At 35.9% G+C, this 26,138-nt stretch carries 24 protein-coding genes and 4 tRNA genes; 4 read left to right on the top strand and 24 right to left on the bottom strand.

What is annotated here, in order from left to right; genetic code table 11:
* Positions 1 to 126: 126 nt before the first annotated feature.
* The 13 genes from rplL to recF all read right to left on the bottom strand — a co-directional run bounded on the left by rplL (position 127) and on the right by recF (position 6,583).
* On the bottom strand, positions 127 to 507 hold the full coding sequence (rplL, locus tag ACXACQ_RS07385) for a 50S ribosomal protein L7/L12 (RefSeq protein WP_474975291.1): 381 nt from the start codon (positions 505 to 507) through the stop codon (positions 127 to 129).
* A gap of 40 nt (positions 508 to 547) precedes the next feature.
* Positions 548 to 1,078, bottom strand: coding sequence for a 50S ribosomal protein L10 (gene rplJ / locus ACXACQ_RS07380; RefSeq protein WP_474975290.1), 531 nt, complete (start codon positions 1,076 to 1,078; stop codon positions 548 to 550).
* A complete protein-coding gene (gene rplA, locus ACXACQ_RS07375; protein WP_474975289.1) occupies positions 1,075 to 1,779 on the bottom strand; it encodes a 50S ribosomal protein L1 in 705 nt (234 codons plus the stop codon). The genes rplJ and rplA overlap by 4 nt, the downstream gene beginning before the upstream one ends.
* A 13-nt stretch (positions 1,780 to 1,792) precedes the next feature.
* On the bottom strand, positions 1,793 to 2,233 hold the full coding sequence (gene rplK, locus ACXACQ_RS07370) for a 50S ribosomal protein L11 (protein WP_474975288.1): 441 nt from the start codon (positions 2,231 to 2,233) through the stop codon (positions 1,793 to 1,795).
* A gap of 4 nt (positions 2,234 to 2,237) precedes the next feature.
* Positions 2,238 to 2,795, bottom strand: coding sequence for a transcription termination/antitermination protein NusG (gene nusG, locus ACXACQ_RS07365; protein WP_474975287.1), 558 nt, complete (start codon positions 2,793 to 2,795; stop codon positions 2,238 to 2,240).
* Positions 2,796 to 2,806: 11 nt separating this feature from the next.
* Entirely contained in the window at positions 2,807 to 2,998 is a 192-nt protein-coding gene (secE, locus tag ACXACQ_RS07360; protein ID WP_474975286.1) for a preprotein translocase subunit SecE, read from the bottom strand.
* A gap of 21 nt (positions 2,999 to 3,019) precedes the next feature.
* Positions 3,020 to 3,092 (bottom strand) — tRNA-Trp (locus tag ACXACQ_RS07355).
* A gap of 143 nt (positions 3,093 to 3,235) precedes the next feature.
* Positions 3,236 to 4,423, bottom strand: a complete 1,188-nt coding sequence (gene tuf / locus ACXACQ_RS07350) for an elongation factor Tu (protein WP_474975285.1) — start codon at positions 4,421 to 4,423, stop codon at positions 3,236 to 3,238.
* 177 nt (positions 4,424 to 4,600) lie between these two features.
* Positions 4,601 to 4,672, bottom strand: a tRNA-Thr gene (locus ACXACQ_RS07345).
* A gap of 152 nt (positions 4,673 to 4,824) precedes the next feature.
* A tRNA-Gly gene (locus tag ACXACQ_RS07340) sits at positions 4,825 to 4,897 on the bottom strand.
* A gap of 30 nt (positions 4,898 to 4,927) precedes the next feature.
* Positions 4,928 to 5,010, bottom strand: a tRNA-Tyr gene (locus ACXACQ_RS07335).
* Between the two features lie 159 nt (positions 5,011 to 5,169).
* Positions 5,170 to 5,490, bottom strand: coding sequence for a DciA family protein (locus tag ACXACQ_RS07330; RefSeq protein ID WP_474975284.1), 321 nt, complete (start codon positions 5,488 to 5,490; stop codon positions 5,170 to 5,172).
* Positions 5,480 to 6,583: a DNA replication/repair protein RecF gene (gene recF / locus ACXACQ_RS07325; protein ID WP_474975283.1), complete on the bottom strand. Its 1,104-nt coding sequence runs from the start codon at positions 6,581 to 6,583 to the stop codon at positions 5,480 to 5,482. Before recF ends, ACXACQ_RS07330 begins: the two co-directional genes overlap by 11 nt.
* A 50-nt stretch (positions 6,584 to 6,633) precedes the next feature.
* Between recF and pdhA the strand changes: the two genes are divergently transcribed.
* The 3 genes from pdhA to ribH all read left to right on the top strand — a co-directional run bounded on the left by pdhA (position 6,634) and on the right by ribH (position 9,042).
* Entirely contained in the window at positions 6,634 to 7,668 is a 1,035-nt protein-coding gene (gene pdhA / locus ACXACQ_RS07320; protein WP_474975282.1) for a pyruvate dehydrogenase (acetyl-transferring) E1 component subunit alpha, read from the top strand.
* Between the two features lie 106 nt (positions 7,669 to 7,774).
* Positions 7,775 to 8,488, top strand: coding sequence for a tetratricopeptide repeat protein (locus ACXACQ_RS07315; RefSeq protein WP_474975281.1), 714 nt, complete (start codon positions 7,775 to 7,777; stop codon positions 8,486 to 8,488).
* Positions 8,489 to 8,565: 77 nt separating this feature from the next.
* Entirely contained in the window at positions 8,566 to 9,042 is a 477-nt protein-coding gene (ribH, locus tag ACXACQ_RS07310) for a 6,7-dimethyl-8-ribityllumazine synthase (protein ID WP_474975280.1), read from the top strand.
* A 54-nt stretch (positions 9,043 to 9,096) separates the two neighbouring features.
* Here the strand turns inward: ribH and ACXACQ_RS07305 are convergent, their stop codons facing one another.
* Both ACXACQ_RS07305 and ACXACQ_RS07300 read right to left on the bottom strand, forming a co-directional pair.
* Positions 9,097 to 12,192, bottom strand: coding sequence for a TonB-dependent receptor (locus ACXACQ_RS07305; RefSeq protein ID WP_474975279.1), 3,096 nt, complete (start codon positions 12,190 to 12,192; stop codon positions 9,097 to 9,099).
* Between the two features lie 180 nt (positions 12,193 to 12,372).
* On the bottom strand, positions 12,373 to 14,604 hold the full coding sequence (locus tag ACXACQ_RS07300) for an NADP-dependent isocitrate dehydrogenase (RefSeq protein WP_474975278.1): 2,232 nt from the start codon (positions 14,602 to 14,604) through the stop codon (positions 12,373 to 12,375).
* Between the two features lie 238 nt (positions 14,605 to 14,842).
* On the opposite strand from ACXACQ_RS07300, the gene ACXACQ_RS07295 reads away from it, so the two are divergent.
* The gene (locus tag ACXACQ_RS07295; RefSeq protein WP_474975277.1) at positions 14,843 to 15,409 is read left to right on the top strand and encodes a CAP domain-containing protein; all 567 of its coding nucleotides are present in this window, start codon (positions 14,843 to 14,845) and stop codon (positions 15,407 to 15,409) included.
* Positions 15,410 to 15,411: 2 nt separating this feature from the next.
* Here the strand turns inward: ACXACQ_RS07295 and panB are convergent, their stop codons facing one another.
* From panB to ACXACQ_RS07250, 9 genes are all read right to left on the bottom strand, one after another.
* A complete protein-coding gene (gene panB, locus ACXACQ_RS07290; RefSeq protein ID WP_474824474.1) occupies positions 15,412 to 16,230 on the bottom strand; it encodes a 3-methyl-2-oxobutanoate hydroxymethyltransferase in 819 nt (272 codons plus the stop codon).
* 22 nt (positions 16,231 to 16,252) lie between these two features.
* Positions 16,253 to 17,746, bottom strand: a complete 1,494-nt coding sequence (locus ACXACQ_RS07285) for a sensor histidine kinase (protein WP_474824476.1) — start codon at positions 17,744 to 17,746, stop codon at positions 16,253 to 16,255.
* 84 nt (positions 17,747 to 17,830) lie between these two features.
* The gene (locus tag ACXACQ_RS07280; protein WP_474824478.1) at positions 17,831 to 18,334 is read right to left on the bottom strand and encodes a phosphoribosyltransferase family protein; all 504 of its coding nucleotides are present in this window, start codon (positions 18,332 to 18,334) and stop codon (positions 17,831 to 17,833) included.
* Between the two features lies 1 nt (position 18,335).
* Entirely contained in the window at positions 18,336 to 18,812 is a 477-nt protein-coding gene (locus tag ACXACQ_RS07275) for an Lrp/AsnC family transcriptional regulator (protein WP_474824480.1), read from the bottom strand.
* Between the two features lie 83 nt (positions 18,813 to 18,895).
* A complete protein-coding gene (locus tag ACXACQ_RS07270; protein ID WP_474975276.1) occupies positions 18,896 to 22,372 on the bottom strand; it encodes a PKD domain-containing protein in 3,477 nt (1,158 codons plus the stop codon).
* Positions 22,373 to 22,445: 73 nt separating this feature from the next.
* Positions 22,446 to 23,222, bottom strand: a complete 777-nt coding sequence (locus ACXACQ_RS07265; protein ID WP_474975275.1) for an FkbM family methyltransferase — start codon at positions 23,220 to 23,222, stop codon at positions 22,446 to 22,448.
* Positions 23,223 to 23,224: 2 nt separating this feature from the next.
* Positions 23,225 to 24,106, bottom strand: a complete 882-nt coding sequence (locus tag ACXACQ_RS07260) for a sulfotransferase domain-containing protein (RefSeq protein ID WP_474975274.1) — start codon at positions 24,104 to 24,106, stop codon at positions 23,225 to 23,227.
* Positions 24,097 to 24,927 (bottom strand): glycosyltransferase family 2 protein, encoded by an 831-nt coding sequence (locus ACXACQ_RS07255; protein ID WP_474975273.1) that lies wholly within the window; start codon positions 24,925 to 24,927, stop codon positions 24,097 to 24,099. Before ACXACQ_RS07255 ends, ACXACQ_RS07260 begins: the two co-directional genes overlap by 10 nt.
* A complete protein-coding gene (locus ACXACQ_RS07250) occupies positions 24,920 to 26,128 on the bottom strand; it encodes a glycosyltransferase family protein (protein WP_474975272.1) in 1,209 nt (402 codons plus the stop codon). The genes ACXACQ_RS07255 and ACXACQ_RS07250 overlap by 8 nt, the downstream gene beginning before the upstream one ends.
* Positions 26,129 to 26,138 lie beyond the last annotated feature (10 nt).

Raw genomic sequence — 26,138 nt, 5'->3', positions numbered from 1 at the left:
CAAAAGAACGTTCCCTTGGTCTAAAATATTTATACTGAATGTAAAGTAGCTACAAACAGCAAAAGACCCCGATTAGAATCGGGGCCTAACTTTTTTGTTAGACGACCTTGTGTATGTCGCCAAGGCTTACTTCAACTCAACTTCGGCCCCAGCTTCTTCAAGCTGCTTCTTAAGACCTTCAGCTTCATCTTTAGCTACACCTTCTTTTATAGCTTTAGGAGCGCCATCTACGATTTCTTTAGCTTCTTTAAGACCTAAACCAGTAAGTTCTTTTACTAATTTAACGATCGCTAATTTCGCACCACCTGGTGATTTAAGAATCACATCGAATTCAGTTTTTTCTTCACCAGCAGCACCACCTTCACCACCTGCAGGGGCAGCAACAGCCACAGCAGCAGCTGCAGCAGGCTCAATGCCGTGCTCTTCTTTTAAATATTCTGCTAGTTCATTTACTTCTTTAACAGTAAGTTCAACTAGTTGATCTCCAAGTGCTTTAACGTCTGCCATTTTTATTCTTATTTTATCAATTATTCTTTTTTATCTAAATTTAATTCTCTCTTTCAGCTAATGCTTTAAATAATCCTCCTAATGTGTTCTTACCACTTTGAAGTGCAGAAACAACATTTTTAGCAGGAGATTGTAATAATGCAATAACATCTCCGATGAGCTCTTGCTTAGACTTAAGCTCACTCAACATTTTCAAGTTATCTTCACCAAGGAAGAAATCCTTATCTATGGAAGCAGCCTTAAAGGTAGGTTTCTTACTACCCTGTTTTTTTCTATAATCATTAATTATTTTACCTGGTAGGTTAGCCACTTCTTCAGAAAAAATAACCCCTGAAAAACCTTTTAAAGCATCATTCAACGGAGAGAAATCACCTTCTATATTCTCTAGAGCTTTTTTAATTAAAGAGTTTTTGTAAACTCCGTAATTTACTCCTTTTTCAAAGCAAATTCTTCTGAATGCGTTTATTTGTGCTACACTAAGACCACCCGCATCAGTAATATAGAAATGCGGATTATTTTTAAACTTCTCAGTAAGCGATTCTATTATCTCTGCTTTTTCTTGCCTTGTCATGATTTTACTCCTGATATTGAATTTTTGTCAATAGTTATTGCAGGACTCATTGTAGTAGAAAGGTTAATACTTCTAAAATAAGTTCCTTTTGCTGAAGCAGGCTTTAATTTAGATATTGTAGCAATCATTTCTTGTACATTCTCCACAATTTTCTCTGGAGTGAAAGACGCTTTACCAACACTAGTATGAATGATTCCAAATTTATCCACTTTGAAATCTATTTTACCAGCCTTAATATCTTGAACTGCTTTTCCAACTTCTAAGGTTACAGTACCAGACTTAGGGTTTGGCATAAGACCTCTAGGCCCTAACACTCTACCTAATCTACCAACCTTAGCCATTACAGTAGGCATTGTGATGATAACATCTACATCAGTCCAGCCACCTTCAATTTTCTTAATATAGTCATCTAATCCTACATAGTCTGCACCAGCATCTTTTGCTTCCTGCTCTTTATCAGGAGTACAAAGTACTAATACTGTAAGATCTTTTCCAGTACCATGAGGTAATGTTACTACTCCTCTTACCATTTGATCCGCTTTCTTAGGATCTACACCCAAACGGATATCAATGTCAACCGAAGCATCAAATTTAGTAAAAGTGATATCTTTTAATAAACTAGCAGCATCTGTAAGTGAATACTCTTTTGTTGAGTCTACTTTCTCCTTAGCTACTTTCTGATTCTTTGTCAATTTTGCCATTATCGCTTCAATTTTAACTCCAAGGAGCTGTTCCAGTAACTTTTATTCCCATACTTCTTGCAGTACCTGCAACCATTCTCATAGCAGATTCTACTTCGAAAGCATTTAAATCAGGCATCTTGGTTTCAGCAATAGTTCTTACTTGATCCCAAGTTACACTTCCAACTTTAGTTCTATTTGATTCCGCAGAACCCTTTTTCTTTTTAGCAGCCTCTAGGATCATCACCGCAGCAGGAGGAGTTTTAACAACAAACTCAAAAGACTTATCAGAGTAAATTGTTACTAACACAGGAAGAACCTGTCCCTGCTTTTCTTGCGTCCTTGCATTAAACTGCTTGCAGAAGTCCATGATGTTAAGTCCTTTTGAACCTAAGGCAGGACCAACTGGAGGAGATGGGTTAGCTTGCCCTCCTTTAATCTGCAACTTCAAGTATCCACTAATTTCCTTAGCCATTATCTTAATCTAATTTTTCTACTTGCATATAGTTCAATTCAACAGGAGTATTCCTGCCAAATATTTTTACCATTACATTCAATTTCTTTCTCTCCTCAAAAACCTCTTCTACTATTCCTGTAAATCCACTGAAAGGACCATCCATTACCTTAACAGATTCCCCCACAATGTATGGTGTTTCTAATTTTTCTTCAAACTCATCAATCTCGTCAACTCTACCTAAAATCCTATTCACCTCTGATTGACGTAATGGCACAGGATCTTTAGAATTACCAGAACCATTATCTCCAAGAAAACCAATTACACCAGGAACACTTGTTACAAGGTGATTAGCTTCTCCATTACTTAAGTCTGCAGATACAAGAACATAACCTGGAAAGAAATTTCTTTCTCTTACTCTTTTCTTTCCGTTACGCATTTCATATACCTTTTCAGAAGGTATAAGTACCTGAGGGACAAACTCAGTCAAGTTCTCTCTTTCCACTTCGGTCTCAAGATAGTTCTTCACTTTCTTTTCCTGACCACTAACTACTCTTACCACATACCATTTAAGATCACTCATCTCGCAGCTAATTATAGTCCTTTATAAAACCAGTCCATACCGGTTTGAAATACGTAATCCATCAATCCTATCACCAAAGCAAAGATCAAAGAAGCCACTAGTACTAAAATTGAACTACTTTGCAATTCACTATATTTAGGCCATGAGACTTTATTTTTCATCTCATCGAATGACTCCGCTATAAATGTCTTTAACTTTTGCATCAGACTGTTAGTTTAATTTAGCACGGGTGGAGAGACTCGAACTCCCAGCCAATGGTTTTGGAGACCACTACTCTGCCAATTGAGCTACACCCGTGTGTATTTTAATCACTCCTCTACCCTCTTCACTCATACCTTTATTCAGTTGTTAACCAAAATGGTTTGCAAAGGTACAATAATTATTTAGAAAATAAAAGCGTTCTAAAGTAATTAGAACGCTTTTTATATAAATATCTAAAATTATTCGATAATTTCAGTTACCTGACCAGAACCTACAGTTCTACCACCCTCACGGATAGCGAATCTTAGTCCTTTTTCCATAGCTACAGTGTTGATAAGCTCAACAACGATAGATACGTTATCACCAGGCATAACCATTTCTACTCCTTCAGGAAGCATGATTTCTCCTGTTACGTCAGTAGTTCTTAAATAGAACTGAGGACGGTATCTGTTAAAGAAAGGAGTGTGACGTCCACCTTCTTCTTTTGAAAGAACGTAAACTTCAGCTTTGAATTTTTTATGAGGAGTAACAGAACCAGGCTTACAAATAACCATTCCTCTCTTAATCTGAGTCTTTTCAATACCTCTTAAAAGAAGACCTACGTTATCTCCAGCTTCACCTCTGTCTAATATTTTTCTAAACATCTCAACACCAGTAACTGTAGACTTAAGTCCTTCAGCACCCATACCTAAGATGTCAACAGGATCTCCAGAGTTGATTACACCTCTTTCGATTCTACCAGTAGCAACAGTACCACGACCTGTGATAGAGAATACATCTTCAACTGGCATTAAGAAATCTTTGTCAACTAAACGCTCAGGAAGTGGAATATAATCATCCACAGCGTTCATTAATTCCTCTACTTTAGCAACCCACTCAGGCTCACCGTTCAATGCACCTAGAGCAGAACCTTGAATTACAGGAAGATCATCACCAGGGAAATCATAATCAGAAAGTAATTCACGGATTTCCATTTCTACAAGCTCTAAAAGCTCAGGATCATCCACTAAATCTACTTTGTTCATGAACACAACCAATGCAGGTACACCTACCTGACGAGAAAGAAGGATGTGCTCTCTTGTTTGTGGCATAGGACCGTCAGTAGCCGCTACCACGATAATTGCTCCGTCCATTTGAGCCGCACCAGTAACCATGTTCTTTACATAGTCAGCGTGACCAGGACAGTCAACGTGAGCATAGTGACGTTTTTCAGTCGCATACTCGATGTGTGAAGTATTGATTGTAATACCTCTTTCTTTTTCTTCAGGAGCGTTGTCGATAGAAGAGAAATCTCTGTTATCTGCAAGTCCTTTGTCTGACAATACTTTTGAAATAGCAGCTGTCAAAGTTGTTTTACCGTGGTCTACGTGACCGATTGTACCAATATTCACGTGGGGTTTTGAACGGTCAAAATTTTCTTTAGCCATATTTGAAAATCCCTAGTTTAGTTAAAATTATATTCGTTGTTTCTTTAAATAAGTGTTCAAATGAACATAAGAATCATTATGCCGTTTTATTTATAAAAAATAGACGGTAATGATCCTAAATATATTTTTGAGCTATTAACTCTTTTATTTAATTTTAATCGAGTAAATATTACTCTGAGCCAAGAAGGGGATTTGAACCCCCGACCTCTTCCTTACCAAGGAAGCACTCTACCCCTGAGCTATCTCGGCTTATACGATAATAGACAGGATTACTATTTTCATCAGGAATATAAAATTCCAAATGGTTAAATTGAAATCATCCTGACTGCGTTCCTGAAAACGATTCTTGGAACATAGAGATAGCCCGCCTTAAAGGCGAGCTTTTCTTGAAATTAAGTTAGAGCGGGAGACGAGGTTCGAACTCGCGACCTATAGCTTGGAAGGCTATCGCTCTACCAGCTGAGCTACTCCCGCTTTTCACTTTGATAGGTTCAAAGTTTTGTGTGGGGGGAGCAGGATTCGAACCTGCGAAGACATATGTCAACGGATTTACAGTCCGTCCCAGTTGGCCGCTTTGGTATCCCCCCAAAGCTTAATTTCTCACAAAGAACTCCCTTTACTTTCGGTGATTGTCTCATCCGTTTCGTTTAAGGAGGTGCAAATGTATATGCTTTTTTCTTTATGTCAAACTTTTCGATACTTTTTTTTATATTTTTTTTTGAAAAGCTTTTTTTCAATACCTGAAGCTAATATATGATGATCTCGTTTATCACCCCTGCTCCGAATTCTTTTGCAAAAATATCATGAATTTTAGACTTAGACAAGTTCAATTCATTTTTTAATGGTGCAGATTTTATCTCTACAAATAAAACCTCGTTTTTCATGTAAATTTTGCCGGTATTGTTAGCAATAGTTTTTCCCATCAGTCGCTCCCATGAGCTCAATAACTTCTCTTGATTAAATCTACCCTTTAGTTTATAGGCATCCAGAAGATCATTTATGGCCTCGTTTATTTTGGACACATCAGACTTACGTGGTGTAGTATCATTATTCTTTTTACTCTTCATTTATATTGCCATTGATAACATGGTAAAAGTTAGCTTTAATTTTCAACTCATCTAAAATGAGTTTGGTTCTCTCTTGTCTGGCATCTGTTATAAATACCTGCCCAAAAGTTTCGTCCACCACTCTATCCATCAAATGATGTATACGTGACGAATCCAATTTATCAAAAATATCGTCTAGTAATAATATTGGTTTTACGCCAAGGTAGTTTTTAATAACCTCGAACTGGGCCATTTTAAGTGCAACTAAAAAAGTCTTTTGCTGCCCCTGTGACCCAAATTTCTTTAAAGCTTTGTTTTTTATTATAAATCGATAATCATCTTTATGTATACCAACATTAGTTCTTTCTAGTGCAATATCCTTTCTACGATAATCTTTATAATGCGAAAGGAAATCTTCCTTCAGTAAATCAGATTTATAATTAATATCTACTGATTCCTTCTTTTCTGAAAGCTCATCGTAATGTTTTGCAAACAACGGAATAAAGTCTTGATTAAACATTACACGCCTCTTATATATTTTCTCCATTAACGGTAGAAGTCGCTCATCATAAATATCTAACAACATATAATCTACCCTACGTGTATCTCCAAATTTCTTCAATGCCGAATTTCGTTGCCTCAGTATTCTGTTGTAATCTAATAGTTGCTGTAAGTAGTTTGTATCTATTTGACAAATGATACCATCGAAATACTTCCTTCTAATTTCACTCCCTTCTCTTATAATGTCACTATCATTAGGAGCTATTAACACAGATGGAAACTTCCCTACATGCTCACTTAATTTCTGATATTCCTTTTTATCAATTTTTACTGTCTTCTTACTCTCATCCTGATAGCTACAAAGTACTTGTATTTCACGCCCTTCTTTCACAAAATCCCCTTTTATGGTAAAAAAAGACTCGTTAAATAAAATATTCTGACTATCTATAGTGTTAAATGCACTACGGGTTAATGATAAATAATTGATTGCATCTAAAAGATTTGTTTTACCACTACCATTTTCTCCAACTATACAATTGACTCTTTCTGAAAAAGTTAGGGTAGCTTCTTCATAGTTTTTGAAATTAAACAAACTTAATTTTTCAATGTGCATTAACTTTTTTTACTTATTTTCGCAATCCTATTGGATTCAAAATTACTATTATGGCAAATACAACAAAAGAAAAGTCCAAATCTAAATCTTCTGGCAAATCAAAATTCGGTAAGGAGACTTATTTGACGTGGTTTGAGCAGATGTACATGATGAGGAAATTTGAAGAAAAAGCTGGTCAGTTATATGGCCAACAGAAAATCAGAGGATTTTGTCATTTATATATCGGACAAGAAGCCTGTGCAGCGGGTTCGGTATCAGCCTTGAAAGAAGGAGATAAATACATTACTGCGTACAGAGATCATGCGCACCCATTAGCATTAGGGTCAGACCCTAAAAAAATCATGGCTGAGCTTTTTGCCAAAGAAACTGGTATTTCTAAAGGTAAAGGTGGTTCAATGCACATGTTTGATAAAGAACACCACTTTTTTGGTGGACATGGTATAGTTGGAGGTCAAATTCCATTAGGTGCTGGTATAGCATTTTCTGAGAAATATAACAAGACTGATAACTTATGTATCTGTTACATGGGTGATGGAGCTGTAAGACAAGGAGCTTTTCATGAGGCTTTAAACTTGGCTATGCTTTGGAAACTACCTGTAATATTCGTTATTGAAAACAATGGATACGCCATGGGTACTTCTGTAAAGAGAACATCTAACGTTACTGAATTATATACTTTAGGAGAGTCTTACGATATTCCTTCAGAGCCAGTTGATGCAATGTCAGTAGAAGCTGTGCATGAGGCAGTAGAAACTGCTGCGAAAAGAGCACGAAGCGGAGAAGGTCCTTCTTTATTAGAATTCAGAACATATAGATATAAAGGACACTCTATGTCTGACCCTGCTAAGTATAGAACTAAGGAGGAACTAGAAGAGTATAAGGCGAAAGATCCTATAGAGATGGTGAGACAAACTATTCTTGAAAGCAAATACGCCAGCGAAGAAGATTTATCAGCAATAGAAAAGAAAATAAAAGAAGAGGTTGCAGAATGTGTGAAATTTGCTGAAGAATCTGACTTCCCTAATCCAGAAGAAGCATTTAGAGATGTATATGCTGACGCTGACTACCCATTTATTACAGACTAAATATTTATTTTAATACGCATTCTATTAAGCAAGAAGTAGCTTTTGCAAAAAGCTATTTCTTCTTTACAAAGTAATTATTAGCTTTGCAGACCTAAAAAATTTTCCGATGGCAGTTAAAGAAAAACAAAACACCACCGAGCATCACAGTACAAATGAAATACTGGAAAGCCCTGATGCATTAGCAGACCAAATCTCTAAAACTGAAGAGTTCTTAGAAAAGAACAAAACAGTATCTATTGGAGTAGTAGTGGTTATAGCTGTTTTGGTGGCTGGGTTTTTTGGTTTCAAATACTACAAAAACTCTCAAAACGAAAAGGCTCAAAACGAAATGTTTCAAGCTGTTTACTATTTTGAATCTGATAGCTTAGACTTAGCTCTTAACGGAGATGGTAACAGACTCGGCCTTTTAGATATTATTGATGAGTACGGAATTACAGAGGCAGGTAACTTAGCTCATTATTACGCTGGAGTAGCTTACTTAAAACAGGGTAAGTATGACGAGGCTATAGCTCAATTAAAAGATTTTAGTGCTAGCGATTTATTAGTACAAGCTAAAGCATATTCTTTAATTGGAGATGCTTACATGGAAAAAGCTGACTACTCTACCGCTGCATCTTCTTATCAAAAAGCAGCTGATTACAAGCCCAACAAGTACTTTACTCCTACATACTTAATGAAAGCCGCTTTGGCATACGAAAAGAGTAATGACATAGACGCTGCAAAAGAGTCTTATGATAAAATTATAGATCAATACTGGGATTCTAGTGAAGTACAAAATGCTAAAAAGTACAGAGCTAGACTTGGCGGATCGGCTTCTTAAGAAGAAAGAGATAAATTATATTTGAAAGGGATAAGGTTAAAACTTTATCCCTTTTTATTTTTACAAAAAAATTAGATATGGCTTCATCAGAAAAAAATTTAAGCGACTACAGCTCTAAAAATATAGTGGATATGGCAACTAAAAAATTTGCCGTAATAGTTTCCGAATGGAACGAAGAGGTAACGGAGGCATTGTATTCTGGAGCTTTACAAACACTTATAGACAACGGAGTAAGCAAAGATAACATAGTAAGAAAGAATGTGCCTGGTAGCTTTGAGCTTACGCTAGGAGCCCACTGGATGGCAGCGAAAGAAGATATTGATGCCGTGATATGTCTTGGCTGCGTAATTCAAGGGGAGACAAAACATTTTGATTTTATATGTAATGCGGTGGCTAATGGCATTACCAACGTAAACTTAAAATTTGAAAAACCTGTAATATTCGGAGTATTAACTCCTGACACAAAACAACAGGCTTTAGACAGAGCCGGAGGCAAACACGGCAATAAAGGAGATGAAGCTGCAATCACTGCAATTAAAATGCTAGGATTCTAGTCTAGAACTAAAATATAAATAAGAAAGGCCCTTGAAGGGCCTTTCTTATTTATATTAAAATGTGTATCTCAATCCAAATTGCATTTGCCATCTAGATATTAACCCAGTATCAGTTACAAATGAAGTGGTATTTTCCTCATTAAAACTATACTCTGGCGTATTGTTTTCACCTAACTGAACAGACACAGGTTGAACATTTCTTGGTATCTGCCTCACTCCCCAATCTGAGCTTAATAAATTACCTGCATTCAAAACATCAACACTAAACTCTATGGTGTTACCATTTTTCAGTTTGTAATCTTGAAGCAATCTAAAATCGAACCTTGAATACCAAGGACTTAAGGCTGCATACCTTTCAGAATAACTTCCTCTATTATCACTTAAATAATCATCTTGTTCTATATAAGCTCTGAATGCCTCTCTATCAGCATCACTAGTAAAATTCATTTCATCCAATTGTTCATCTGTAGGGATGTACAATAAATCATTTAATCCCGAACCGTCTCTATTAATATCACCTGCATAGGTATAGCTAAACCTACCTCCTCGTGCATATTCGAAAAACAAAGACAAGGTAGTTGCCCATTTACCTCCTCCATATTCAAAGGTTTTATTTACATTACCAACAACCCTATGCTTATTTCCATAAATAGAAGGCGCCAACACTGCTTGATTAGCATTACCCACAACAGGATTTAATGCAAAAGCATCACTAGATATCTCTGATTCTATTGAACTTACAGACTTAGCATCTAAATAATTATAGGCTATACTTGTATAAAGTCCGTTAGACCACTTCCTTTTCAACTCAACTGTCAAGTTAAAGCTGCGCCCTTTGTTTTCATTGGTAAATACATAATTATTAGCCTGGAGCAGACCATCATCTCCAGCATCATAAGTGACTATGTCATTAGGTGTTTCGTAGACTGACCGGTTATCAACCCCACTTAATGAACCTGTAGGCGACTTCAGGCTATAATCCCTTACTAACATGGCATTAATATCTTTGGTATAACTCACATCTACTGTAGCCACTAAACCTTTTCCTAGGCTTTTATCAATACCTAGGCTAGATCTCCAAACTTGAGGAAATTTAAAATCAGGACTTGTAACATTTAAAAAACCTGTATATGGATTAGCCACTTGATTACCTATCCAAACGAAAGGAAGTCTACCTGTGAATATTCCACTCCCCCCTCTTAATTGTAAGGACTTATTCCCTTTTACATCCCAGTTAAACCCTATTCTCGGAGAGAATAATAAGTTATTATCTGGCAACTTAGTATTATCAAATACTACAGGGTTGTTATCTTCATCAAAATAAGTAATATCATCTGTATTAGGCGTAATATTATCACTTGTATCAAAATACAAAGGTAAATCAACCCTGAGGCCACCTGTTAAAGTGAAATTGCTATTTAGTAACCATCTATCTTGTACATAAAAAGCCCACTGACCGATGTTGCTCTCCGCCATATTCCATTGCCCACTAGCATACTGATCTCTCGCAGCTTGAACATCCGCATCTAAAATTCCATTGTTAATTGACTCTACAAAACCAGTAATATCATACCCTCCAAACACGCCAGGATAAGCAGTAAGATTAAATGAATTTTTAAAGTTAAATTTCTCGAAAGAAGTACCGATAGTTAATGTATGATCTCCAGCGTAAATTTCAAAATTGTCAGAAATTTGAATCACTCGTTGCTCAAGAGTGTTGTGTGCCGAAAAAGGCTCGTGTCCTGCTATGATATACGAGTTATCATCTCCTCCTTTATATATATTGATAATTGGAAATGGATCACTGAAAGGATCTCGACTATCATTAAAAAAAGTGTAACCAGCCTGAAATTTATTTGAGAATTTATTGCCAAACAAAGACTTCAATTGTACCAAACCTGAACTAATTTTATTGTTCATTTGGTAACCAGAATTTCTATATTGTAGTGTATTTGCATTGGGGCCTCGTCTACGAATGGCTGTAGGGTGAGCGCCCTTTTCTTTTGATGCATCAAGAAAATTATAAGTAGCAGTAAGTGTATGGTTACTGTTTATATTCCAATCTAACTTTACTATACCTTTTTGGTTTTTGGTATCGAATGTATATCCCTGATATGGGCCAGTAACATAGCCATATTTATCAAACAATGCCTGACTAACTGCATCCAAATCTGACTTTAATACCCTAGATTCATTATTAGCTCCACTTCCTGTATTAGCAACAAAACTTGAACCTAAATCTTGCCTTCTATCTACCTCCAAATTGGTAAAAAAGAAAAGTTTATTTTTAATTATTGGTCCACCTAAACTAAATCCACTTTGCACCTGAGTTAAATCTGCTTGAACTACCTCCTCACCTTCTACTTTATTACCTAAGAAACTATCATTTCTAAAAAATCCGAAAACGGTGCCATGAAATTCATTAGTTCCACTTTTGGTTACGGCATTTACAGAAGCTCCTGTAAAACCAGACTGAGTTACATCATATGGAGCCACTGCTACCTGAATTTGCTCAATGGCATCTAAAGATATCGGTTGTGCATCTGTTTGACCACCAGGAGTAGCAGCATCCAAACCAAAAGGATTATTAAAGATAGACCCGTCTAAAGAAAAATTATTATACTGATCGTTTCTACCACCAAAAGAATTACCATCCGAAGAAGGCGACAACCTATAAACATCACTAGCTGACCTACTGATGGTAGGCATCTTTTTAATATCTGCATTAGAAAATGATTCGGCAGCTCCTGTTTTATCACCGTCAAAAGTATCTCCATTAGAAGCTTTTACAGTAATTTCTTCAAGAGTAGTCACATCTTGAGTCAATTTAAAATTCAACTCCATAGACTGGCCTAATAACAAACTTATGCCTTCCTTTTTTTGAACTTCATAGCCAATATAAGTTACAGACACAGTGTAAGGCCCACCCACGCGTAAATTTGGAAGGTTATATTTACCATCAGCCCGGGTAGACGTACCATATTCTGTACCGGTAGGCTCATGAATGACTATCACATTAGCACTAGGAAGTCCACCACTATTCTCATCTACAACAATTCCTCTTATTGAAGCGGTAGTTACACCCTGAGAATATGCATTGTTCCAAATCAATGATGATAGCATTAAGAATGCTAGTAAAAATTTTTTCATTGTTAAGTTAGATTGGTTATGATTTGTTTAGTTATAATAAATAGCGAAAATAATATTTTGCGAATACAATTGAAGAATTAAGGATCAAAATCACACAACTTTTTAAAAAATTAAGCCCCAAAACAAAAAAGGCTGCCTCTATTTGAGGCAGCCTTTCAAAATGTAATATATCTCTAACTATTATGCTAAAGCATCAATAATTTGATTTAGCGTAACGCTTGGTCTCATTACCTGTGATGTAGCCTGATAATTAGGATTGTAATATCCTTTGATATCTACAGCTTCACCCTGTACCGTACTTAACTCCTCTACAATTTTCGCTTCATGCTCTTTCAACTCACTCGCAAGCTTTTCGAAAATAGCTTTAAGGTCAGCATTACTTTCCTGTGCTGCTAAAGCTTCAGCCCAATAAAGCGCCAAATAGAAATGACTTCCTCTGTTATCCAACTCGCCTACTTTACGTAAAGGAGATTTGTTATTAGCCAAAAGTTTACCAGTTGCCTTATCTAATGCATCTGCTAAAATTTTAGCTCCTTTATTTTCATAAGCAGAACTTAAGTGCTCTAAAGAAGCTGCTAGCGCTAAAAATTCACCTAAAGAATCCCATCTTAAGTGATTTTCTTCTACTAACTGCTGAACGTGCTTAGGAGCAGATCCTCCGGCTCCAGTTTCAAAAAGACCTCCTCCATTCATCAACGGAACAATTGAAAGCATTTTTGCACTAGTACCTAATTCCATAATAGGGAACAAATCAGTCAAGTAATCTCTTAGCACGTTACCAGTTACTGAAATCGTGTCTTTGCCTTCTTTAATACGCTCCAAAGTAAACTTCATAGCCTCATTAGGAGAAAGAATTCTGATATCTAACCCTTCTGTATCGTGCTCAGGAAGATATTTATTCACCTTCTTTATTAACTCAGCATCATGAGCTCTATCTTCATCTAACCAGAATACTGCAGGAGTATTGCTAGCTCTTGAACGTGTTACGGCTAATTTCACCCAGTCTTTGATAGGCTCATCTTTTGCCTGACACATTCTCCAGATATCACCTTCTTCTACCTCATGCTCAATAAGAACGTTTCCAGCAGCATCAACCACTTTTACTGTTCCTGCAGCAGGGAGTTCAAATGTTTTATCATGAGAACCATATTCCTCAGCCTTTTGAGCCATAAGTCCAACGTTAGGCACAGTACCCATGGTAGAAGGATCAAAAGCACCATTTTTCTTACAGAAAGCAATCGCCTCTTGATAAATACCTGCATAGCTACTATCAGGAATAACCGCTTTTGTATCTTGGCTATTACCTTCAGCGTTCCACATTTGACCAGAAGTTCTGATCATTGCTGGCATTGAAGCATCAATAATTACATCACTAGGTACGTGTAAGTTAGTAATTCCTTTATCAGAGTTTACCATAGCCATATCTGGGCCTGCATCAATTGCTGATTTAATATCTGCTTCGATGGCACTTTTCTTATCAGCTGGCAACTCTTGTATTCTACTAATAATATCTCCTAATCCGTTATTAGCATCAGCTCCCACTTGCTTTAATTCTGCTGAATATTTACTAAATACGTCTTTAAAGAAAACTTTTACGGCATGTCCAAAAATGATAGGGTCAGAAACCTTCATCATTGTTGCCTTCATGTGTAAAGAGAAAAGTACTCCTTTTGCTTTTGCATCAGCAATTTCCTTTTCTAAGAAATCCACTAATGCTTTTTTGCTCATAACGGTTCCATCAATTACTTCACCTTCTTTGAGCGTAATTTTTTCTTTTAAAACAGAAGAGCTTCCGTCTTTTCCTACGAACTCTATTTTTACATCTCCTGCTTTATCTACTGTTACTGATTTTTCATTTGACCTAAAATCTCCAGATGTCATATGCGCAACGTGCGACTTAGAGTCAGAAGACCATGCTCCCATGGAATGTGGGTTAGCCTTCGCATATTCTTTTACAGACTGAGGTGCTCTACGGTCAGAGTTTCCTTCACGCAATACAGGGTTAACCGCACTACCTTTGATCTTATCATATCTACTCTTAGCCTCTTTCTCCTCATCCGTTTTAGGGTCTTCAGGATAATCAGGGATGTTATATCCTTGTGCTTGCAATTCTTTAATGGCAGCAACAAGCTGTGGAATAGAAGCACTAATATTAGGTAGCTTAATAATATTTGCTTCAGGCTTTTTCGCTAATTCACCTAGTTCAGTTAAAGCATCAGAAATTTTCTGCTCTTCAGTTAACTTCTCTGGGAAATTTGCAATAATTCTTCCGGCCAATGATATATCTCTGGTTTCTATTGCTACACCTGATTGCTTAGCAAAAGCTTTTATAATAGGAAGGAAAGAATGAGTGGCCAATGCAGGGGCCTCATCAGTTATGGTATAAATTATCTTTGCTGTTGTCTCGCTCATTGTTTTATAGTTTGACGCTGCTTATTTTATTTTATCATTTACAGTATACGTGATACCTGTTTTAGGGATTGCTAAATTAAGAAAATTAAACATTGAATCTAAATGTGAATATGATATTAGTGTAAGATCAGCAGCCCTCATTTTAGCAGCAAATTATTATTTTACTGCAGCGAAAACTCTTGCACAAAAAATAATGTTACGGGTGCTACGTTGTTTAAACTTTAACTTACCTTTTACGATGAAAACTTCTTTATTAATCATAATAAGTTTATGGATTACTCCACTACTAGCACAGGGGCAATCCGTATGTCTAAGTCAAGAAGAACAGAATCTCTTTGAATTGATTAATGACTATAGAAAAGAAAAAAAACTACCTCCAATCACTTTTTCTGCAAAACTCACCAAGGTGGCTCAAACCCATGCGCGCGACCTAGCCGACAATTACTCATTTTCACCCGACAATGAATGTAACCCTCACAGTTGGTCAGATACAGGTAAGTGGTCTGCATGCTGTTACACCAATGACCATAAACAAGCTAAATGTATGTGGGATAAACCCATGGAGATTGCAAATTATATGAGCCCTGGTTATGAAATCGCTTATTACAGCTCAGCCGGAGCTAATGCCAAGCAAGGCATTGAAGGTTGGAAAAAAAGCCCTGCCCATAACCCTTTATTAATCAATTCAGGAATGTGGAAACAACTCACCTGGAAAGGGGTAGGAGTTGGTATCTACAAAGAATATGCTGTAGTGTGGTTTGGGCAGATAGCTGATGAGGAAAATACTATTGAGCTATGTCAATAGTATTAGTATTTTTCATTCTCGTTAGGAAAATCTTTAGACTTCACATCTTCAACGTAGTTAGTTACAGCTCCGGTGATAATTGTATCTAGATCTGCATATCTTCTCAAAAATCTAGGTTTAAACTCCTTAGTCATACCTAACATATCTTGAACTACAAGTACTTGGCCATCTACATATGGGCCTGCACCAATACCAATAATAGGAATTGAAACAGCCTCAGTCACCCTTCGAGCTAATTCAGCTGGAATTTTCTCTAATACAATACCGAAGCAGCCATATTCTTCAAGTAATTTGGCATCACTCAAAAGCTTTTCGGCTTCGGCTTCTTCTTTAGCTCTAACCGAGTATGTTCCAAACTTATAAATTGATTGTGGAGTTAATCCCAAATGTCCCATCACAGGCACTCCTGCACTCAATATTCTTGTAATAGAATCTTTTATTTCAGCGCCTCCTTCTAGCTTTACGGCATGAGCTCCCGATTCTTTCATAATGCGGATAGCCGACCTTAGCGCCTCTGAAGAATTTCCTTGATAGCTACCAAAAGGTAAATCCACTATCACAAAAGCTCTTTCAGCTCCCTTCACTACTGAACTACCGTGGTATATCATTTGCTCCAAAGTTATAGGAAGAGTGGTTTCATGCCCCGCCATTACATTAGATGCGGAGTCTCCTACCAAAAGCACATCAATACCTGCTGAGTCTAACAGGCGTGCCATTGAATAATCATAAGCGGTGAGCATAGCTATTTTCTCACCTCTGTTTTTCATTTCTTGTAATTGATGGGTAGTAACTTTTTTGATATCCTTTTTATGTACCGACATGCTTATCTCTTTAAGAGTTATCTTATAAGAGGGTGTTAGGTATACTAAAGACAAAAGTTGTACCTTCTAATTCCTCGCTGGTAACTTTTATCTCCGCATTAAGCTTATCTGCCACTTTTTTTACAATGTATAAGCCTAAACCTGATCCCTCACTTTTTTCTGTGGCTCTGTAAAACATGTCAAATATATGTGGAAGTTTTGACTCTTCAATACCTTCCCCATTATCTTCTACCGTAATCAAGGCTCGTTCTTTGCTTACTTCTGCCTCTATTCTTATAAAAGGATAATCTTTATCAAAAGATCTATATTTTAAAGCATTAGAAATCAGATTATTAAGGATAATTCGGATTCTGGTGAGGTCAGAACAGAATGATACATTTTGCTTTACCTTAGTTATAATCTCTAAGCCCTTGGTATCCGATGCATTATAGTAGCTTGAAATACTATTATTTATTTCCACCATTAAATTTATAGGGATATGCGCATCGTTAATTCTGTCATTACGAGAAATACTTAAAAGTTCCAGCACTAAGGAATCTAATCTTTTAACACTGCTCTCTATTTTCTCTATGCATTCCTCTTTTATTCTCTGCACCTCCTCTAACCTATATACATCTATAAGCCCAAGAATAGAGCGCAATGGAGAACGCAAATCGTGCGAAGCATGATAAACGAAGCTATCTAACTCAAAGTTTACCTTTTGCAACTCAAGCAAACTGGCTTTGGTTTGAGTAATGTCCTTTAAGATGCATTCGATAATATTTTCATCTTTATATAGCACAGCACTTAAAGAAACCCACAGCTTCTCGGAGTGACTAGTTTTTATTTCTAATTCAAGATTATCGATAGCATGATATTCCAATAATAGATTGAGCACCTTTGCTTTATCTCTACTATTGAGAAATATGTCAAAATTCACATCATCCTGATGCTCAGAATCAACCCCGACCAAAGACCAAAACTTTTCATTAGCCTCTATAATAGATCCGGTTTCAGCATGACTCCGAACCATGGCCACCAAAGAGTTTTGAAATAAATTTCGGTATTTCTCTTCGCTTCTTTTTAATGCATCGGCCGCTAATTCTCTATCAGTAATGTCGGTATGAGAGCCACTAACTCGGATGGTCCTACCCGAGGCCCCTCTAAGGGCTGTGGCACGCGAAAGGATCCAACGGAAAGTACCGTCAGTATGTTTTAATCGAAACACCTCTTGATAGGAAGAGGTGTTTCCCTTGATGTAATCTTTTAATTTTTCTACAGCATTGGCCTTGTCGTCAGGGTGCAGTATATCTTCCCAAATAGACATGAGGTCAACATCCTGCGTAATATCCATGCCCAACATGGTTTTCCAAGGCGTAGAAACGAAACCTTCATTCTTCTCAAAATCCCAATCCCACAGACCATCATTGGCGCCACTTGCAGCCGCTCTGTATTTATCCAGTCTATTTTTTAACTGCTCTATTTCTAGCTGTTTTTCCGCCAGAAGGCCTTCGAGCCTTTGAATTTCCTCTTTCACCGTTAATGATCAATAAGTTTCGTGCATTTACAACCCTAAACGGCTATAAGTTAAGAGTAGGAATTTATTAAAGCAAGCGAATACCTATCGGAGATAGACAACCTTCTCATTTTCTTTTAGTTGCACCTCCACATGATCCTTTATTGTAGTGGCCAATTCGTATCCTGCATATTTGGTTGAAATAGGAAATTTAAGATGGCTCCTATTTACCAATACAGCAGTTTCTATTTTAGAAATTTTAATATTTAAAAAAGGCTTTAGGCTGTAAGCCATAGTGCGGCCGGTATTCATTACATCATCAATAAGTATTACACACTTATTTTTTAAATGTTGAATATCACAACTTAGTGTAATTTCACTTTGTGTAGGAGCAAACTTATCGAGTTTCACCTCGATAAGTTCCACTTCAAACGGAGCTATTTCTTTTAAATTAACCTGCAGTAGTTTGGCTAATTCATATCCTTGGTCTAAAATTCCCGCCAGAATTATATGCTCTTCCTGAAAATTATTTTCATAAATTTCATAAGCAATTCTCTTAATCTTCTGGCGAACTTGTGTATCTGTTAATATTAAGCTTCTTTCACCCATATTATTGCGGTATTGGCATTACTTTGCTATCCTTAAAGGTAGAAAGTATTACTAAGGATTCCATATTATCTACTACTTCAATGTTAGTTACTCTTTCCAACATAAGCTTTTGATAAGCAGGAATATCTGCCGCTATAATTTTTAAAATAAAATCACCTGACCCTGTTACGTGATGGCATTCAACAACTTCTTCAATTTCATTGATACTATCAGTAAATATCTGAATATTATCTTTGTTGTGCCCCTTTAAAGATACCATTACAAAAGTACTTACTCCAAGCCCTACTTTTTCATTGTTAAGCTTTGCATGATAGCTCTTTATTACGCCAGAAGTCTCTAACTTCTTTACTCGCTCTAATGTAGGTGCTGGTGACAACCCTATTTCCTGAGCAAGTTGTGCATTAGTTATTTTAGCGTTAGTCTGGAGAATCTTTAAAATCTTAAGATCTATTTTATCGAGTTTCGCTTTGTCCTTCATTCTTTATTTTTGCCAAATAATATTTGCTGCGAAGATAGTTATAAAAAATAAGTTAATAAGAGAAGTTAATACAAACTTAATAGTTAATCAACCTTTAATCGATAGGTTTCACTTGTATTATCTGCTGTTACCTTCACTAAATACAAGCCTGATTTCATTCCTTGTACGTTGATATCAAAAGCGTTGTAACCGATTAAAAGTGTAACCTCCCGTATGGTTTTAACTTCATTACCTGCAGTATCAAAAATTTGAACAGAAGCTTTTTCTCCTCCATTTTTTGAAACCAGGCCTATAGCAAACTGTGACCTTGCGGGGTTAGGCCGTGGAGGAAGCATCACTACCTCTTCAGTACTATTTAGTGTTATACACTGATAGTTATTATTCAAGTCATTATCATCTATACCACTGATTAACGCATTAACGTAAACGCATAAATACTGAATGTTTAACTCTGTTAAGGTAAAGTCTAGAGATACATTGATCGTCTCTCCTGCATAAATGGTTTGATCTACCTTTTTACTTAAAGAAAGCTCTTCTCCAAGATCAATATCAACCTTAAAACTATCTACTATAACGGTACCTGTATTTTGAATTGAAAGTACTAATTCATCATTTTGAAAGATCGCTGATTCCAAATTCAAATCTAAATTTGGGTCTAATACACTTATTGGGTGACTAACAGTGTCTTTACATCCTTTATCATCAAAAGCAACTAATTCAACGTTATAAACATTTTCATCAGTAAACACATGCGATGGATTCTCCTCCTCACTGTTTTCCCCATCATTAAAATCCCAATAATATGTGCTAGCTCCGGCTGACGAGTTTGTAAACGCAATGCTCAATGGTGGCCCTCCAAAAGATACTGAAGGAGTAAAAGCTGCATTTGGAGCTTCTGACACAGTTACTGGCGCTACTGTACTGTAACTACACCCGTTTTCAGTCTCTATGGTAAACCTAACGTCATATTGCCCCACCGATGGGAATTTATGATATATAGAAGAATCCGCATAGAGCTTCTGATTATTAAAAGTCCATCCCCAAGTGGCTATCTCATCTTCTGAATCTGTAATATCATATAAATGGGTAACTGCATTGTCACATGCTTCTTCTATGCCAAACTGCACATTAGGCTCGGGCAATACACTTAGAATCTTATTGAGGCTTGCCGAACAATTATTACTTGAAAGCACCGTAAGCCCCACATTATAATCTTTGGAAAAATCAAACCTAGCCTGTGGATTTCTATCTTGGCTATATACTCCGCCAAGATCCCACTCCCAGGCTATAGCACTATTACCTGCATTAAGTGTAGTCTCATCTTGAAATTGAATAACCTCACCAACACATAATTTATCATATGAAAAGTCAACTGCAGGTGCAGCATTTACCTTTACTTGTTGTTCTACAGAGTCTATACATCCATTTGTAGTTGTGGCAATGAGCTTCACTTTAAAGTTACCATCTTCTTCAAACTGAAACTGCGGGTATCTTTCATTAGAGGTTCCCAAATCCGCAAAATTCCAACTCCAAGAGCTAAAATTAGCATCATTTACTGTAGACTCATCTATAAATTGTGTCAAACTACCTTCACACGACAAATCATTGGCAAATTTAACAATAGGGAGCTCATATACATCCACCGACTTAGTGGTATCAGAGGTGCAGCCATTGCTGCTTTGAAGCTGAAGGGTAACCTTAAATGTACCTGCATTGGCGTATTCAAACAATGGATTTTCTAAACTTGAAGTAAACCCATTTCCAAAATCCCACTGATAGCCGGTAATATTACCCTCAGAATTATTCGTAAACTGCATAGCTGTTCCCATGCAATCATCATTTACCTGAAAATTAGATTTTGGACCTTGCTTTATATTGCTTAAGGTTTTGCTAACCTCAGAAGAACAACCAGGAATAGAAGCTATTAACTTCACCTCTTTTGTACCTGTGCTGTTAAACTCATAGTTAAGATTCTGAGAAGAATTTACAAATTCATCATCGATCAACCATTGCCATGCAATATTTCCATCATAACCTGCTGTATCAGTTAGGTTAGTTATCGAATACGAGTCATTAGTACAAATCTCATCAATTGGCAAATTAAAATCAGCCACAGGCTCATCAAATACTTTGATTGACTTCTCCACAAAATTACTACATCCTTCAGCACTTTCAACCTCAAGTTTCACTTCATAATCTCCAGAAGCAGCATATTGATGATTAGGGTTTGCATCTGGCGAGGTATTAGAATCTCCAAAGGACCAGTTGTAGGAGGTGATATCTCCGGAGTTGTTAATATTATTAAACTCAACAGGTGTTGATGCACAGATCGTCTGATTAGAAAAATTGATGTCCGGGGCTTGCGAGTCGGTTATTGTTATAGATTTTGTTATTTGATCGGAATTGCCTAAAGAATCATAAACAACAAGCCTTATATTTCTATCACCCGAGGAACTATAATAAACTGAAGGTGTGATTGCATAACTGTTTAGAGAAGAAGCATCACATTGACTGTTCACCATCAGAGAATATAGTATTCCACTTACATCATCCAGAACGAAACCGTTCACTTGCCCTTCATCAAATACAAACTTCATAGCAAACCCCTGCCTATAATTAAAATTATTGGCATAAGTAAGAATATCTATATCTACCGGTGGAGTTTCTAAATTATTTCCAAGATCAGCCTTATATAGTCTTCCTTGCAAAGTGTTTGCATGCAATTCATAGTCTCCAAAGTTATTAAGTATTTCAATGTTATTAACATTATCCCCACTACCGACATTTGTTAAATAATTTAATGTAACATATGGAACTCCTTCCATAATGTCATTCCCAAAATTTAGTTTTGCTACATTACCTGTGGTATAAGAAACTACAAATGCAAGCCACTCATTCTCATAATGAACAACTTCAATATCACGAGTATTTGTAATGCCAGAAATCTGATCTATAGCTAATATATCTGTCTCTGTAATATCCTTGTTGATATCATTAGAAAAATCAATTATTTCTATTGAAGTATTATCGTTAATCAATATTGTCTTTAATTCAGTGCTGGTATTCAAAACTACCATCTTAGACCTCACCCCTCCATAATTAGCATAAACAATTTCTCCCTGCGGATTCTCGTCTTCCAGACCTTGCTCAAATTTTAATTTGACTAATTCTTGGGAATCCCAGTTATGTATTAAAGCATATACATCCCCGCCATCTTCTATCAAACCTACTGAAACAGGGGCATCTAGAACGTTATTAGGATTTCCTAAATCAGCAACTGAAGTTGGTGGTTCACTTAAACCATTAGAATAAGTCAATTTAAAAACCTTGTCAGCATTCCAACTTGTCATAATACCATACCAGACTCCAGAAGACTTTATGAAATCTAACCCTAGGTACCGATTACTACTCATTTGGTAATTTTCTTCTGCAATCAATTCATCTTGAAACAGGTATGGGCAAAAGTTCCAAAAAACAGAATCAAAATTCTGAGATGAATTCGTGAAGTATAAATTTTCTCTAATACAAGCATTAGATGGAAGCTGAAAGTCTGCATTCAACTGCGCAAAACCTTTTTTTCCAATTGTTAAGATTGAAAAAAGAATAACAATATATAAATAATAGATTTTCAAATTACATTAAATCATTTCTTATTGCTAGATAATTAGATGTTAAGAAAATCTCGTACCTCTCATTGTACGTTATCTCTTGCAAACCATCCTTTAGTATTCTATATATTTTAAATCCTTTTAATATACTAAAAAAATCCCTTAGAAGTACTTTTGAAACCAAATTAGCTATCCCAAACTCGAATTGAATGACATCTATTTTATCTTCTCTTAAAAATTCCAAGACTCCTTTTAAAACATTTAATTCATAGCCCTCTACATCCATTTTCAAAAAATGAATGTGGTCAATATTCTTATCCTTGCAATATTTTACCGCTCGAACGACATCTACCTTCTCAGTATTATCAAATTTCACATTAATACTATCGTGCTCAATTTGGAAAAATGAAGCCCATCCGGTACCTTCTCTATCATAATACAAATCCAATTTACTGTCATCTTGGCCTAAAGCAAAATTATTAAGAATCACTTGATCATTACCTTCAAAATATTGTTTAAGACTTTTAAATGGATGTTTTGCTGGCTCGAAACAATGAAGCTCATAATGAATACTTACATTGTCACAAAAAGCTTTAGCATAATCCCCATCGTTTGCTCCTACATCAAAAGCTATAATTGAATTAGTATTCCCAAACAAATCATTCAGTAACTTCATCACATATATCTCTCCACTACTGTTTACATACCCTGCAGTACCATAATTCATGCCTCTTAAACAAATGCGATAAAGCCTTTCAAAGATGGGCTGCAATACTTTTCTTCCTACTAATTTGTTTTTCATAATTAATATTTAAAATTAGGATTTAGATTACTACTAATATAGTTATCCACCCATCTCAGATCGTCCTTTGAAAAATAATCAACATACCCTCCAACCTTACCCTTTCTAGCCTTTAAAGAATCACTGCCTTTACCTCCAAATTCTTGAACTTTATCGTCTCCATTCTTAATTCTTCCCTCCTTTTCGCGCTTCCTCACATTATCAAAATTATTCTTCTCAATAGAATTAACAACAGAGGTCTTTTCAATAAAATCATCTATTCTCAAAAATTGATTTAACTTCGATAATGAAGAATAGGTATCATTCATTAAGTCTTCATATTTTAAAACATCAAAGTTCTTTACTTTTGCACCTTGCTCCATCCAAATGTTGTAAAATTCAACAATTGTGGGAATACCTCCTCTTTCATTTCGAATAAAAGCAGAAATAGATTCTTCGCTCATATCAACTCTCTTACTAGACTTGCCTACGCGATTTACATATTCAAAATACCATGAAACAATTACATCGCGTGGGTCTCTCACTAAGAAGACAACATTTGAGTGCCTAAAAAGCGATTTATCTTGATTAAGCTCCTCCTTCTTTCTGTACATTGGATCATCATCATGGGTAAAAATTATACGAGGAATATCTTTATTAATCTTATACAAAATCTCTGTAGAAACATCGTCAACTCTATCAGCTTTGGGAAACTGAAAATATATCATATCACAAATCAACAATTTCAACCAAGACCTACCACATTTTGGATAAGATATCACATAGTAATCCTTAGATTTTAGCCTATTTAAAAAATCTCCAGGTAATACAGGTGCCAGTCGATCCTTTAATTTATTCGGAATCACTAGCTTTATTTTATGCAACCAATCATATATCATGGCCATATCCGCAGAATTTGAAGTGTTCGCTTAATCATTTTTTTTATTGTGCCATCTCTCAAATCATTTCTTGTAGTTATATTATTAAAAACAGATACTATATTTTCAGAAGTTGACAGCCTAGAAATGTCACTTTGATTTTCTGATGGGAGCAAATCCTTCCAGCTTTTTAAACCTATAATGTGCCTGAACATCGTAGGATCTTTCTCAGATAATTCTTTTTTTTCCCTAAACTTATTTTGTGCTTGAGTTACAGACCTCACTGGATAATGCAGAACCTTTATCTGATACATACCCACAACCCCTAAATAACTTGGCCATACTTCAGCAGACTCCCATTCTAACCCCTTTCTATGCTTAAAAAGGCGCATTTCAGACCACGCCCAATTCCTATAATGTAACATATTTTCAAGTTGATTCACGTTATTAGTATCAATATCTGCCTCCTCCTTAGTCAAAACAAAGTCTATTTTTTTAGATGAAATGACATCACAGTGCTTTCCATATTTAGAAATAATCCCTTTAGGACTCTCTAAAAAAAACTCATCCGCATCTTGTATTGCCCACCAATCTCCATGATTCATTTCAGATTTGTAATGATTGAAAATCTCGCTTCTTAAAGAATCACTATATATTTTATTATCAGTTTTAAATGGAATTATTTTTTCGTCAGCGAGGCTTAGCACAATTTCCCATGTCTTATCTGTACTGCCAGTATCAAATACTATAATTTTATCAAACCATTGTTTAGCAAACTCCAGATTCGATTTTATAATATCTTCTTCATTTCGAATTACACATATTGCATATATCTTGAAATCAGACATCTTCTATTATTTGATTATAAACTTCTTTCACAGTATCGTATGATCGGTACTTTTGGGCAAATGAGCGAAAGTAACCTCGATCATATTTATTAATTAACTCCTTGAGTTTTTTCAACCTACTATTTGTATAATCAGAGTTAAAATTTTCCATGTCAATTGTAACCCCCAACTTATTTTCTTCCAAATAATGCATTTCATCCCCCACTCCATTAGACATTAGCACTGGTAACCCCACCGCTAGGTATTCACCAATCTTCACTGGAGATAAATACTTAGACGTTCTTGTTTTCTTATAAGGAGCTATAGCAAAATCGGCAGCACTTAGATACTTTACCACTTCATGATGCTTAACATATTTCTTCTTTATTTTATCAAGAGGAATATTTTCAAGCTTACATTCTTCATAAAAAATTTCATCATCCAAATTTGAAAGAATTATCGCATAAAAATTAGGTCCAAAGTAATCAAAGAATGAACGTATTAGCCTAAATAGTTTTTTATTATGATACATACCTCCAAATTTCCCGGCATACACCATCACCACAGAAGTCATTTCTATCTCTAGTTCACTTCTAATAGAAAATCTATGCTTTTCATCAAAGAAAAATTTATTAAAATCTACCGCGCAAGGTGCTAATTTTAACTTGCTAGCAGAAATCCCTTCTGTTATTAATTTTTCTCTATAATTGTGACTTACTACTACAAGAAATTTCGCATATCTTTTAATTTTACCTTCCCAGTAACTTTGCATTATATACCTCGGATCCAATTTATTCCAAACCTCAGAATCCAGCATATATTCTGCATGTGGCTCATACGACTCCACTATAAAAGGTGTATCAAACTTTCGAGCTACCAACCAAGCTAATGCCCCCGCTGGAGCTCCTCTAGCAATTATTAAATTGACAGAATTATGCTTACATATTTTCAATACTTCTTTAGGAAAGGATATAAAATCAGCCGTTTTAGTGATTATGGTCATTCCATAATTTTTACTAATTAAAGGGTAATAAGTAATACCTTTTTCTCTTAAATATTCTTCATGTTCTGAACTTTGCTCTTCTCTTTGTGTGTTTGCAAAAATCACAGAATTAACTTTGGCATTCTCAATTAAAATTGAAAGATGCGGAAATATGGTCGCAGAAGTAAGAGGATCATCAAGATTCCAATATCCTAAAAAAAGTACATTAATTTTTTCCATCCAATAACAG

This window comes from Fulvivirga sp. AWR4_260 (assembly GCF_056158185.1).
The sequence above is the reverse complement of the archived record's forward strand: the minus strand, read 5'-3'. Positions and strand labels throughout refer to the sequence as shown.